This window comes from Terrirubrum flagellatum, from assembly GCF_022059845.1.
Classification (GTDB): Bacteria; Pseudomonadota; Alphaproteobacteria; order Rhizobiales; family Beijerinckiaceae; genus Terrirubrum; species Terrirubrum flagellatum.
Genome location: NZ_CP091851.1, coordinates 2,943,711 through 2,955,797, shown reverse-complemented (window position 1 = coordinate 2,955,797; position 12,087 = coordinate 2,943,711). Strand labels below are relative to the sequence as shown.

At 64.9% G+C, this 12,087-nt stretch carries 10 protein-coding genes; 2 read left to right on the top strand and 8 right to left on the bottom strand.

What is annotated here, in order from left to right; all coding sequences use genetic code 11:
- Positions 1–2,346, bottom strand: coding sequence for a xanthine dehydrogenase molybdopterin binding subunit (gene xdhB / locus L8F45_RS14350; protein WP_342358562.1), 2,346 nt, complete (start codon positions 2,344–2,346; stop codon positions 1–3).
- Positions 2,339–3,826, bottom strand: coding sequence for a xanthine dehydrogenase small subunit (gene xdhA / locus L8F45_RS14345; protein WP_342358561.1), 1,488 nt, complete (start codon positions 3,824–3,826; stop codon positions 2,339–2,341). Before xdhA ends, xdhB begins: the two co-directional genes overlap by 8 nt.
- Before the next feature lie 186 nt (positions 3,827–4,012).
- Here xdhA and guaD point away from each other — a divergent pair, with 186 nt between their 5' ends.
- Positions 4,013–5,356 (top strand): guanine deaminase, encoded by a 1,344-nt coding sequence (guaD, locus tag L8F45_RS14340; RefSeq protein WP_342358560.1) that lies wholly within the window; start codon positions 4,013–4,015, stop codon positions 5,354–5,356.
- A 150-nt stretch (positions 5,357–5,506) separates the two neighbouring features.
- On the opposite strand, the gene L8F45_RS14335 is transcribed toward guaD, so the two are convergent.
- The 6 genes from L8F45_RS14335 to L8F45_RS14310 all read right to left on the bottom strand — a co-directional run bounded on the left by L8F45_RS14335 (position 5,507) and on the right by L8F45_RS14310 (position 11,124).
- Positions 5,507–5,941, bottom strand: coding sequence for a RidA family protein (locus tag L8F45_RS14335; RefSeq protein ID WP_342358559.1), 435 nt, complete (start codon positions 5,939–5,941; stop codon positions 5,507–5,509).
- An 11-nt stretch (positions 5,942–5,952) separates the two neighbouring features.
- Positions 5,953–7,602 carry a benzoate-CoA ligase family protein gene (locus L8F45_RS14330; protein WP_342363452.1) on the bottom strand — a complete coding sequence of 550 codons (1,650 nt, stop codon included), beginning with the start codon at positions 7,600–7,602 and terminating at the stop codon, positions 5,953–5,955.
- 35 nt (positions 7,603–7,637) lie between these two features.
- Positions 7,638–8,828 carry an acyl-CoA dehydrogenase family protein gene (locus L8F45_RS14325; protein ID WP_342358558.1) on the bottom strand — a complete coding sequence of 397 codons (1,191 nt, stop codon included), beginning with the start codon at positions 8,826–8,828 and terminating at the stop codon, positions 7,638–7,640.
- Between the two features lie 189 nt (positions 8,829–9,017).
- Positions 9,018–9,851 (bottom strand): enoyl-CoA hydratase family protein, encoded by an 834-nt coding sequence (locus L8F45_RS14320; RefSeq protein WP_342358557.1) that lies wholly within the window; start codon positions 9,849–9,851, stop codon positions 9,018–9,020.
- Positions 9,848–10,360, bottom strand: coding sequence for a MarR family winged helix-turn-helix transcriptional regulator (locus L8F45_RS14315; RefSeq protein ID WP_342358556.1), 513 nt, complete (start codon positions 10,358–10,360; stop codon positions 9,848–9,850). The genes L8F45_RS14320 and L8F45_RS14315 overlap by 4 nt, the downstream gene beginning before the upstream one ends.
- A 2-nt stretch (positions 10,361–10,362) precedes the next feature.
- The gene (locus tag L8F45_RS14310) at positions 10,363–11,124 is read right to left on the bottom strand and encodes an SDR family NAD(P)-dependent oxidoreductase (protein WP_342358555.1); all 762 of its coding nucleotides are present in this window, start codon (positions 11,122–11,124) and stop codon (positions 10,363–10,365) included.
- 140 nt (positions 11,125–11,264) lie between these two features.
- Here L8F45_RS14310 and L8F45_RS14305 point away from each other — a divergent pair, with 140 nt between their 5' ends.
- The gene (locus L8F45_RS14305; RefSeq protein WP_342358554.1) at positions 11,265–12,086 is read left to right on the top strand and encodes an alpha/beta hydrolase; all 822 of its coding nucleotides are present in this window, start codon (positions 11,265–11,267) and stop codon (positions 12,084–12,086) included.
- Position 12,087 lies beyond the last annotated feature (1 nt).

Genomic DNA, 12,087 nt, shown 5'->3' with positions numbered 1-12,087 from the left:
TCACACGCCTTTCGCTTGCGCGCGCACACGCTCGACGGCGAAGAGCACACGCTCGGGCGTCGCCGGCGCATCGAGCCGCGGGCAGATGCGATAATCGCCGCAGCTTGCAATGGCGTCCGATAGCGCATGCAGCACCGACATGCCGAGCATCAAAGGCGGTTCGCCCACCGCCTTCGAGCGATGGATCGTCTCCTCGCGATTGACGACATCCGACATGAGTTCGACATTGAAGATGCGCGGTCGGTCCGATGCGACGGGGATCTTGTAGGTCGAGGGCGCGTGCGTGCGCAGGCGGCCCTTCGCGTCCCACCACAATTCCTCCATCGTCAGCCAGCCCATGCCCTGCACGAAGCCGCCTTCGATCTGCCCCTTGTCAACAGCGGGATTGAGCGACTTGCCGACGTCATGGAGAATATCGACGCGTTCGACGCGATATTCGCCGGTCAGCGTGTCGATCGCGACCTCGGACGCGGCTGCGCCATAGGCGTAGTAGAAGAACGGACGGCCGGTCCCCTTGGCGCGGTCCCAGTGAATCTTCGGCGTCTTGTAGAAGCCGGTCGAGGACAGAGACACGCGCGCCATGTAGGCGGCTTTGACGACCTCGGCGAAGGCGATCTCCTGATTTCCGACGCGCAGCCGGTTCGGCAGGAACTCCACCTGATCCTTCGGCGCATGCCAGTGCGCGGCGGCGAAATCGATGAGCCGTTCCTTCAGCGTCTCACAGGCCGCGAGCGCCGCCATGCCGTTGAGATCGGTTCCGGATGATGCTGCGGTCGCGGACGTGTTCGGCACCTTGCCCGTCGTCGTCGCGGTGATCTTCACCCTGTCGACGTCGATCTGGAAGGCGTTGGCGACGACTTGCGCCACCTTGACATAGAGGCCCTGGCCCATCTCCGTGCCGCCATGATTGAGATGGACGGAGCCGTCGGCGTAGATGTGAACCAGCGCGCCGGCCTGATTGTACCAGGTGGCGGTGAAGGAGATGCCGAACTTGACAGGCGTCAGCGCGATTCCGCGCTTGATGATCTTGCTCTTCGCGTTGAACTCGCGCGTCGCCGCCTTGCGCGCGTGATAATCGCAGCGCGTCTCCAGCGCAGCGATCACGTCAGTGATGATGTTGTCCTCTACCGTCTGGTGGTAGGGCGTCACATTGCGGTCGGCTGCGCCGTAGAAATTCAGCTTGCGGATATCGAGCGGGTCTTTTCCCGTGGCGTAGGCGACTTCATCGATGAAGCGTTCGGCGCCGACCATGCCTTGCGGGCCGCCGAAGCCGCGGAACGCGGTGTTCGAACAGGTGGTGGTTTTCAGTGGCTCCGAGCGCAGCCGCACAGCGGGATAGAAATAGGCGTTGTCGGCGTGGAACAGCGCGCGATCGGTCACAGGTCCGGAGAGATCGGCGGAGAATCCGCAGCGCGCGGCGTAGATCGCATCAACCGCATGGATGCGGCCGTCATCATCAAAGCCGATCTCGTAATCGACGACGAAGTCATGCCGCTTGCCGGTGATGATCATGTCATCGTCGCGGTCGGGCCTGATCTTCACCGCGCGGCCGAGTTTCTTCGCCGCGATCGCGGCGGCGACGGCGAACAGGTTCGCCTGCGTCTCCTTGCCGCCGAAGCCGCCGCCCATGCGCCGGCATTCCACCGTCACCGCATGGGAGGAAACGCCGAGCGCGTGCCCGACCATGTGCTGCACTTCGCTCGGATGCTGCGTTGAGGAATAGATCGCAACGTCGCCATCCTCGCCAGGCACTGCGAGCGCGATCTGGCTTTCGAGATAGAAATGATCCTGCCCGCCGATCTCCATCGAGCCCTTGATGCGGCGCGGCGCGGCCGCCATCGCGCCCGCGATATCGCCGCGTTCGAGTTTCAACGGATCGGTGACGAGCTTGCCGCCGGCGGCGCGCGCCGCCGCAACATCAGTGATGGGCGCGAGATCGACATATTCTATCTTCGCGAGCTTCGCCGCGAGCCGGGCCTGATCGCGCGTCGCGGCGGCGACGGCAAAGATCGGCTGTCCGTGATATTCGATCCTGTCGGTCGCGAAGATCGGTTCGTCATGGCGGCCGGTCGAGCTGATGTCGTTGACGCCGGGAACGTCGGCTGCGGTGAAGACGGCGAGGACGCCTGGCGCCGCGCGAACCTTTGCAAGATCGATTGAAGCGATCATCGCATGGGCGTGGTCGGCGACGCCGAGATAGAGATGCGCCGTTCCCGTGGGCTCGGGAATATCGTCGATATAGAGCGCTTCGCCCGCCACATGTTTGTGGCCGGAATCATGCGCCTGCGATTTGTGGACGCCACCCTTGATGGCGCGCGTGGGGGAGAGAGGCGCTGCGTCAGCCATGGACGGCTCCCGCCAGCGGTCCCGCGACGCGCAATTTCACATCGGGCTCTGTCGTCTCGATCAGGAATCGGCGCAGCAGCGCGCCCGCGACCATGGCGCGATAGCGCGCGCTGGCGCGCATGTCGTCGAGCGGCTTGAAATCGACAGCGAGGCAGCCGATCGCGGATGCGACGGCGCTTTCGTCCCATGCGCGGCCTTTCAGGATCGTCTCGGCGTTGTGCGCGCGCTTCGGCGTCGCCGCCATGCCGCCATAGACGAGGCGCGCCTGCGCGATCGTTCCGTCGGCCGCGCGCCTCAGGAGAAACGCGCCGCAGACCGAGGAGATATCCTCGTCGAAACGCTTCGATATTTTCGAGATATGGATCAACGCGTCGCGCGGCGGCTTCGGCACCGTGATCGATTGCAGGAATTCGCCGTCCTTCCGATCCTGCTTTTTATACGCGATGAAATATTGTTCGAGCGGAATGACGCGCCGGCCGGCGCCGCGCCGCAGCGTGATCGACGCGCCCAGCGCGATCAGCGCCGGCGGCAGATCGCCAATTGGCGAGCCGTTGGCGATATTGCCGCCGATCGTGCCGGCGTTGCGGATCTGCTCGCCGCCGAACCGCCGCATCAATTCGTCGAGATGCGGATGCAGTTTGCCGAGCGCCTTGCGGACATCGATATGGTTGACGCCGGCGCCGAAGATCAGCGCGTCGCCGACATCCTCGATCTTCTTCAGCGCATCGACGCGGCCGAGATAGATCAGCGGCGCGATATCGCGCATCTCCTTCGTCACCCACAGCCCGACATCGGTGCCGCCGGCGAGCACCGTGGCCTTGGGCTCATGCGCGATCAGGCGCGCGAGTTCATCCGCCGTGGCGGGCGCGAGGAAGCGGCGCTCGCCGCTCGCCATCTCCACGGTGGAATCGTCGCGCCATTTCGTCAGCGTCGCCGTGATCTCGGCCGAACGCTTCACCATGAGGTCTTCGGCGCGGGCGCCGAGATCATACATCCCGCGCGCGGCCGACAGGATCGGCTCGTAGCCGGTGCAGCGGCAGAGATTGCCGGCGAGGGCGTCCTCGATGCGCGTGTCGGACGGGCGGTCCTCGTTCAGCCACAGCGCGAACAGCGACATGACGATGCCCGGCGTGCAGAAGCCGCATTGCGAGCCGTGGTGATCGACCATCGCCTGCTGCACCGGATGCAGCGTTCCGTCCGGCCGCTTCAAATGCTCGACCGTGACGAGATGACAGCCGTCGAGCGTGCCGAGGAAGCGGATGCAGGAATTGATCGCCTCGTAGCGCAGCTGGCCGCCCTCCAGCCGGCCGATCACGACCGTACAGGCGCCGCAATCGCCCTCGGCGCAGCCCTCCTTGGTTCCGCGCAGGCGCGCCTCGCCGCGCAGCCAGTCGAGCAGGGTCGCGGTCGGGTCGCAGGAAGAGACCTCCCGCGCCTCGCTTCCGAGGAGAAACCGTATGGTTCGACGCATCGCCGGCATTGGGATTGCTTCGCTTTAACGAGACGCCGCGGCGGCCGCGCCGGCGGCATCATCGCCCGCCCGCCTGGCTCCACAATCGCAGGCGTCTGGAATCATTTTCAAGATTATCCGTAAGATGGCGTCGGCTTTCAGGTCTATCAAAGGGATTGGCGTCGCAGGGTGGCCGAGAGCGGAGGCGGGTGCAAGATGCAGGCCGGGCAGGCGGACGAACGGGCGGGGACGGGCGAGGCGTTGATCATCCGGGGCCGGCTGCTCTGGTTCGACGGCGACCCCGAATTCGAGGGCGAGGCCGCCCGTCGCTTCATCGAGGATGGGGCGCTGCTGGTGCGGGAGGGGCGCATCGCCGCGGTCGGCGACGCCCGCGACATTCTCAGCCAGGCGCCGCGCGCGCCGGTCGCCGACCACCGGCCGCATCTCGTGACGCCTGGATTCATCGACCCGCATATCCATTTTCCCCAGACGCAGGTGATCGCGTCTTACGGTGCTCAGCTTCTCGACTGGCTCAACCGCTACACCTTCGTCGAGGAGCAGAAATTCGCCGATCCCGCTCACGCCGCGCGCAACGCGACGTTCTTCCTCGACGAGCTGATCCGCAACGGCACGACCACGGCCGTCGCCTATTGCTCCGTGCATCGGGCGTCGGCGGAAGCTTTCTTCGCGGAGTCGGAAAAGCGCGGCGCGCGCATGATCGGCGGCAAGGTGATGATGGACCGCCATTGCCCCGAGGCGCTGCGCGACACGCCCGAGAGCGGCTATCGCGATTCGAAGGAGCTGATCGCGCAGTGGCATGGACGGAGCCGCATCGGCTACGCCATCTCCCCGCGCTTCGCCATCACGTCGAGCGAGGCGCAGCTTGAGGTTTCGCGCGCGCTGGTCGCGGAGCATCCCGATTGCCATATGCAGACCCATATGAGCGAGAACCGGCGCGAGATCGAAACCGTGCTGTCGATGTTCCCGGACGCGAAGGATTATCTCGCGATCTATGAGAGCTACGGGCTTGTGACGGAGAAATCGCTCATCGGCCATTGCATCCATATGAGCGGGAGCGAATGGGCGCGCATGGCGGAGAGGCGCGCCGTTCCGGTCTTTTGCCCGACCTCCAACACGTTCCTCGGCAGCGGCCTGTTCGACTGGCGCGCCGCGCGCGATCCGAAGCGGCCGCTGCGCGTGGCGCTCGCCACCGATGTCGGTGGCGGCACAAGCTATTCCATGCTGCGCACGGCCGGCGAGGCCTACAAGGTGCTGCAGCTCAACGGCCAGAGCTTTTCGCCTGATCAGGCGTTCCACGCCATGACGCGCGGCAACGCGGTCGCGCTCGGACTTGACGACAAAATTGGCGGCTTCTTCGTTGGCGCCGAATGCGACGCTGTCGTGCTCGATGCGCGCGCGACGCCGGCCATGGCGCACCGCATGGAGACCGTGTCGTCGCTCGATGAGGAATTGTTCGTGCTGTCGACGCTCGGCGACGAGCGCAGCGTGGTCGAGACTTATATGATGGGGAAAGGCGTGAAAAGCGGGTCGGCGAGCTGACCTCGCAGGCGGAGCTCTTTCAGGTTCGTCATCCCGGGGCTGAGCGAAGCGAGGAGCCCGGGATCCAGAAATATTCGACGCTGCGCTATGGATTCCGGGCTCGCGCCTTCAGCGCGCCCCGGAATGACGGGCTTCTGTGAAAACGCGAACCTACTCCGCCACCACAGCGGTCGCTTCGATCTCGATCAGCGCTGCGGGCTCGACGAGCCTCACCACCTGCACCACCGCCATCGCGGGATAATTCGCGCCGAAGCAGTCGCGATAGGCGCGGCCGATATCGCGAAGCTCGGCGTTGTAATCCTCGATGCTGGTGACATACCAAGTGAGGCGCACGAGATCGCGCGGCTTCGCGCCGCCGGCGTCGAGAATGGCGACGATGTTCTCGAAAGCCTGGCGCGCTTGCGCCGCAAGCCCTTCGGGAAACTGGCCCATGAGGTCCCATCCGACGACGCCGCCGGTGACGACGAGCCGGCCCTTCGCGCTCATGCCGTTGGCGTAGCCGCGCGGCCGCAACCATCCCTTCGGCAGCAGCGTGCGCGGCTCTTCGTCGTCGCTCAGCGGGGAAGGGATGATCTTTGTCGTCATGAGATTGACCTCTACTCCGCGGCGCTGCGCGTCGCCATCGCTTCGCGCGCGGCCATTTCGCGCAGCGCGAAACGCTGCAGCTTGCCGCTTTCCGTGCGCGGCAGCGCGCTGACGAAATCGATCGCGCGCGGATATTTGAACGGCGCGATTTCCTGCTTCACGAAATCCTGCAGCGTCTTCTTGAGCGCGTCATCGCCGGCGAAGCCGGCGCGCAGCACGATATAGGCCTTCACGATCATGCCGCGCTCGGGGCAGGGCTGTCCGACCACGCCGCATTCCGCCACGGCGGGATGCGCCATCAGCGCGCTTTCCACTTCGGGGCCGGCGATATTGTAGCCCGCCGACACGATCATGTCGTCGGAGCGCGCCTGATACCAGAAGTAGCCGTCGCCATCCATGAGATACGTGTCGCCAGTGACGTTCCAGCCATCGATCACATATTTTTTCTGGCGCTCATCGGCGAGATAGCGACATCCTGTCGGACCGCGCACCGCAAGCCGGCCGACCGTTCCAACCGCTGCGTCCTTGCCATCCGCATCGATGATCTTTGCTTCATAGCCCGGCACCGGCTTGCCCGTGGCGCCCGGCCTGATCTCCTCTTCGCGCGCGGCGATGAAGATATGCAGCATCTCCGTTGCGCCGATGCCGTCGAGCAGCTTGATTCCTGTGGCCTTTTCCCACGCCTCGAAAGTCGCCTTCGGCAGATGCTCGCCGGCCGACACGCATTTGCGAAGTGAAGAAACGTCGAATTGGCCGATCTTTCCAAGCATGGCGCGATAGGCGGTCGGCGCGGTGAAGCAGACCGTCGCCTTGAATTTTGCGATCGCGGCGATGAGATCGTCCGGCCCCGCTCTCTCCAGCAGCACGCCGGTCGCGCCGACGCGCAGCGGAAACAGCACGAGGCCGCCAAGGCCGAAGGTGAAGGCGAGCGGCGGCGAGCCGATGAACACGTCATCCTTGTCAGCGCGCAGCACGTTGCGCGCATAGCCGTCGCAGATCGCGAGCATGTCGCGATGGAAATGCATCGTGCCCTTGGGCTCGCCTGTGGTGCCCGAGGTGAACCCGATGAGGCAGACGTCATCGCTCGCGGTGTCGCAGGCGGTGAAGTCGGGCGAACAGTCTGCGATCAACGCGTCGAGACTATCCGGTTCGCCGCTTCCCCAATAGATCACCTTTTCAAGCTCGGGCGCGAGCGGCCGCGTTTTCTCCATTTCATCGCGCAGCCGCGCATCGCAGATGGCGAGCGCGATCTTCGACTTCCTGATGGGATAGGCGAGCTCTTTCGCGCGCAGGAGCGGCATGGTGGCGACGACGATGCCGCCCGCCTTGATGACCGCGAAATAGACCGCGACCATCATCGGATTGTTGGCCGAGCGCAGCAGCACGCGATAGCCGGGCTTCAAGCCGACCTTCGTCGTCAGCGCATTCGCGATGCGATTGATGCGCGCCTGCAATTCGGCGTAGGTCAGCGTTTCCGAAGGCGAGATGAGGCAGGGATGATCGCCGCGTCCTTCGTTCACCCAGCGATCGACGAATTCCGTGATGCAGTTGAAGCGCTGGGGATATTGAAGCTCCGGCCGCGTGAAGAGATAGGCTGGTTGCAATTCCGCCGGCGGCAGGTTGTCGCGCGCGAAACTGTCGAGATGTGCGCTTCTTTCCATCATCGCCTCCGTCAGATCTCCCGCGATGAAAGCAATTACTCTGCCGCTTTCGCGAAAGGCTGCGCGCCCTTCAGCGTCTCGCGCGCGATCACGATCTTCTGCACGTCGGTCGCGCCTTCATAGATGCGCAGCGCGCGGATCTCGCGATAAAGCGTCTCGACCTTCACGCCCGATCTGACGCCGAGGCCGCCGAAAATCTGCACCGCCTTGTCGATCACGCTCTGCGCGGTCTCGGTCGCGACCATCTTCGCCATCGCCGCTTCGCGCGTCACGCGCGGCGCGACCTTGTCCTTCGTCCAGGCGGCGCGATAGACGAGCAGCGCCGACGCATCGACGTCGGTCGCCATTTCCGCCAGCGCCGCCTGCGTCAGCGGCAATTCGCTCATCGCTGCTCCGAACATCTGCCGCGTCGTCGCGCGATGAAGCGCCTCGTCGAGCGCCCGGCGCGCGAAGCCGAGCGCCGCGGCGCCGACCGTCGAGCGGAACACGTCGAGCGTCGCCATGGCGACCTTGAATCCTTCGCCGGGGCCGCCGATGCGGTTCGCGGCGGGAATGCGGCAATCCGTGAATTTCAGTCGCGCCAGCGGATGCGGCGCGATCACGTCGATGCGCTCGGCGATTTCGAGGCCGGGCGTGTCGGCGTCGACGATGAAGGCGGAGACGCCTTTCGCGCCCGGCGCCTCATTGGTGCGCGCGAAGACGACGTAATGGTCGGCGATGCCGCCATTCGAGATCCACATCTTCTCGCCATTGAGCCTGACATGCGTGTTGCCGTCGGGCGTAGCGCTCGTCGTCATGGCGGCGGCGTCGGAGCCGGCGTCCGGTTCGGAGAGCGCGAAGGCCGCGATATGTTTGCCGTGCGCCACAGGGGGAAGATATTTCGCCTTCTGCTCCGGCGTTCCCGCAATCGAGATCGGCCCCGTGCCCAGCCCCTGCATGGCGAAGGCGAAATCGGCGAGCCCGTCATGATAGGCGAGCGTCTCGCGCGCGAGGCAGAGCGAGCGCACATCATAACTCGCGAACAGCCCGCCATATTCCTTCGGCGCGACGGCCTTCAGAAAGCCGGCTTCTCCGAGCGCCGCGACGAGCTTGCGGCAGGAGCCGTCGACATCGTGATGATCAACGAGTTTCAGCCCGACATCGCGCGCCCATTGGTCGACTTGGCGCTTCCACTCCGCATGCGCGGGATCGAAGAACGGCCAGTTGAGGAAGGACGAGTCAGTCATCTCGAAATTTTCCGTCATCCTGGGGCCGAGCCAACGGATCACACCTTTGGCGTGTCCGATGATGAACTCCGCGAGGAGCCCGGGATCCAGAAGATGATTCAGCGGCGCGATTTTCTGGATTCCGGGCTCGCTCCTGCGGAGCGCCCCGGAATGACGCAAAAGGAAAGAGTCGCGAGCTCGTCACGAGAATCAATCCCCTGCAAACACAGGCGTCTGCTTCGCGGCGAAGGCGCGATAGGCTCTGGCGAAATCTTCCGTCGTCATGCACAGCGCCTGCGCCACGGCTTCGGATTCGATCGCGTCATTGATCGACATCGCCCATTCCATCTCAAGCATGCGCTTTGTCATGGCGTTGGCGTAGGTCGGGCCGTCGGCGATTTCCTTCGCAAGCTTCTGCGCCTCGGCGAGCAGCGCGCCGGCGTCGACGAGACGATTGAAGAAGCCCCAGCGTTCCGCCTCTTCGCCGCGCATCGGGCGGCCGGTGTAGAGCAGTTCGCTCGCGCGGCCCTGGCCGATGATGCGCGGCAGGATCGCGCAGGCGCCCATGTCGCAGCCGGCGAGGCCGACCTTGTTGAAGAGGAACATCACGCGCGCGCTCGCAGCCCCGATGCGCAGGTCGGACGCCATGGCGATGATCGCTCCGGCGCCGGCGCAGACGCCTTCCACCGCCGAGATGATCGGCTGCGGAGAGGCGCGCATCGCCTTCACCAGTTCGCCGGTCATCCGGGTGAATTTCGTCAGGTCTTTCGTATTCATCTCGACCAGCGGACCGATGATCTCGAACACGTCGCCGCCCGAGGAGAAATTGCCGCCGGCGCCTCTGATGACAAAGGCCTTGATCTCGTCGTCCTTCGCCGCGGCGTGGAAGAAATCTGTCAATTCGCGATAGCTCTCGAAGGTCAGCGGATTCTTCTTCTCCGGCCGGTTGAGCGTGATCGTCGCGACCTTGTCCTCGACCACGAGCAGGAAATGCTGCGGCTTGAAAGCGGAGAGAGGAAGCGTCGTGGCGTTGGCGAAAGTCATGGGGCGCTCATTTTTTCCGCTGCGGCGCGGGCGGAACTCTTCAATTTGCCGAGGCTGCGCATCAGGTCGGCGAGATCCTTCGGAGTCAATTCCGACATCATCTCGGCGATCCAGTCCTCGTGCGCGGTCGCCATCTTGCGGAACGCCTTGCGGCCGTTCGGCGTCAGCGCCACCATCTGCGCGCGCCGATCGGAAGGCGCGGCGCGGCGCGTCACCTGGCCGGCCTCGACCAGCCGCTCCACCAAAGCGGTGAGATTGCCGTTCGACACCATCATGCGTTGCGCGAGCTCGGACAGCGTCATGCCGTCGGGCGCGCGGTCGAGCTGCGCCATCAGGTCGAAGCGCGGCAAAGTCTCATCGAATCCGTCGCGCAATTTGCGGCGCACGGTCGCTTCGATCAAGTTGGCGCAGGTGAGGAGCCTGAGCCACAGGCGCAGCTCTTCCTTGTGGTCGTGCGGCGCTTCGAGCGCCTTGGCTTCCGCATCGAGCGCGACGAGTTCGTCTGTCATGATCACATCACTTCGCCGCCGGCGACGGCGATCGACTGGCCCGTGATCGCCGAAGCCGCCGGCCCGATGAGCCAAGCCACGGCGTCAGCGACTTCCTCGGGCGCGATAAGCCGTCCCTGCGGATTGTGCTTGGCGAGTTCGGCCAGCGCCTGATCGCGCTTCCGTCCCGTCTTCTCCATGATTTTCGCGATGCTCTCTTCGGTCATGTCGGTGTCGGCGAAACCCGGGCAGACCGCATTGATGGTGACGCCGCTCCTCGCCGTTTCGAGCGCGAGCGAGCGCACGAGGCCGATGACGGCGTGCTTGGAAGCGACATAGGCCGAGACATAGGCGTAGCCGCGCAAGCCCGCCGTCGAGGCGACCGCGATGATGCGGCCTTTTCTGCGCTCGATCATGCCGGGCAGCACCGCGCGCGCGCCGTTCGCGACGCCCATCACATTGAGATCGAACATGCGCTGGAACGCGGCTGCGTTCGTTTTCAGGAAAGGCGCGCTTTCGGCGCCGCCGGCGTTGGCGATGAGAACATCGATCGGGCCATTCTTCGCGGCGGCTTTCGCGCACGCCTCCGCCATCGCAGCCTCGCTGGTGACGTCGGCCGTTTCATAGGACGCGGCTGCGCCCCGCGCGACGAGCGCCTGCAACGGCGCTTCGGAGCGGCCGAGTGCGGTGACGCGCGCGCCATCCCTCGTCAGCCTCGCGGCGATCGCCGCGCCGATTCCGCGGCCGGCGCCGGTCACCAGAACATGTTGATCGACAAGGCTCATCACATCAGTCTTGACGCGGGCCGCAACCCCGATATGTTTTAAGCATAAAATAATTGCCGGGCCTGCGCAACGGCGGGAAACAGGGGAAGATCGGTTGGCGGCGGCGCGGGAGATGGCGCTGATACAGCCGAGGCGGAGCCATGATCGACTGGGAAAAGGAATACGACAACCGCGCGCGTGTGGCGTCCCATCCGACGATCATCGCGCGCTGGGGAAACGACGCGAAAGCCTTCCGCGACAAGGCCAAGATGGAGGCCGACGTCTCCTTCGGAAAAACGCCGCGCTGCGTCATGGACATCTTCTTTCCGGCGCAGGCCGACGACGCGCCGGTGACGGTGTTCATCCATGGCGGCTACTGGCGCGCCTTCGATCAGAAGTCTTTCAGCCATATGGCGAAGGGTCTGGTGGCGAAGGGCGCGATCGTCGCCGTGCCGACCTATGATCTCTCGCCCTATGTCTCGCTCGCGGAGATTCTCGAGGAGATGCGCCAGTGCGCCGCCCATCTCTGGCGGCGATTCAAGCGGCCATTGACGGTGAGCGGCCATTCCGCCGGTGGCCATCTGGCGGCGGCGCTGATGGCGACGGATTGGCCGGCCTGGGCCGCCGATCTCCCCGCCGACATCATCAAGGCGTCCTATCCCATTTCGGCGCTGCCCGATCTGATTCCGATGACGAAGATTTCGCTCAATGCGGATTTCAAGCTCGATGAGGAAGAGGCGCGCCGCCTGTCGCCGCTTTATTGGCCGGCGCCGAAGCAGGGCCGGGCGATCGTCGCCGTCGGCGAGACGGAGTCCGACGAATATCATCGGCAGACCAGCGATCTCGTGAAGCATTGGCGCAAGGCTGGGCTCGACGTGACGAAGCGCGTCGTCAATGGCTGCAACCACTTCACCGTGCTGAACGAGTTGCCTGTTCCCGACAGCCGCATGGTCGAGGAGATCTGGGGCCTGGCGACGACTTAAG

Bases quoted from the DNA above. Each gene is read 5' to 3' on its own strand.
- xdhB (WP_342358562.1), bottom strand. From the start codon at position 2,346: ATGGCTGACGCAGCGCCTCTCTCCCCCACGCGCGCCATCAAGGGTGGC.
- xdhA (WP_342358561.1), bottom strand. From the start codon at position 3,826: ATGCCGGCGATGCGTCGAACCATACGGTTTCTCCTCGGAAGCGAGGCG.
- guaD (WP_342358560.1), top strand. From the start codon at position 4,013: ATGCAGGCCGGGCAGGCGGACGAACGGGCGGGGACGGGCGAGGCGTTG.
- L8F45_RS14335 (WP_342358559.1), bottom strand. From the start codon at position 5,941: ATGACGACAAAGATCATCCCTTCCCCGCTGAGCGACGACGAAGAGCCG.
- L8F45_RS14330 (WP_342363452.1), bottom strand. From the start codon at position 7,602: ATGGAAAGAAGCGCACATCTCGACAGTTTCGCGCGCGACAACCTGCCG.
- L8F45_RS14325 (WP_342358558.1), bottom strand. From the start codon at position 8,828: ATGACTGACTCGTCCTTCCTCAACTGGCCGTTCTTCGATCCCGCGCAT.
- L8F45_RS14320 (WP_342358557.1), bottom strand. From the start codon at position 9,851: ATGACTTTCGCCAACGCCACGACGCTTCCTCTCTCCGCTTTCAAGCCG.
- L8F45_RS14315 (WP_342358556.1), bottom strand. From the start codon at position 10,360: ATGACAGACGAACTCGTCGCGCTCGATGCGGAAGCCAAGGCGCTCGAA.
- L8F45_RS14310 (WP_342358555.1), bottom strand. From the start codon at position 11,124: ATGAGCCTTGTCGATCAACATGTTCTGGTGACCGGCGCCGGCCGCGGA.
- L8F45_RS14305 (WP_342358554.1), top strand. From the start codon at position 11,265: ATGATCGACTGGGAAAAGGAATACGACAACCGCGCGCGTGTGGCGTCC.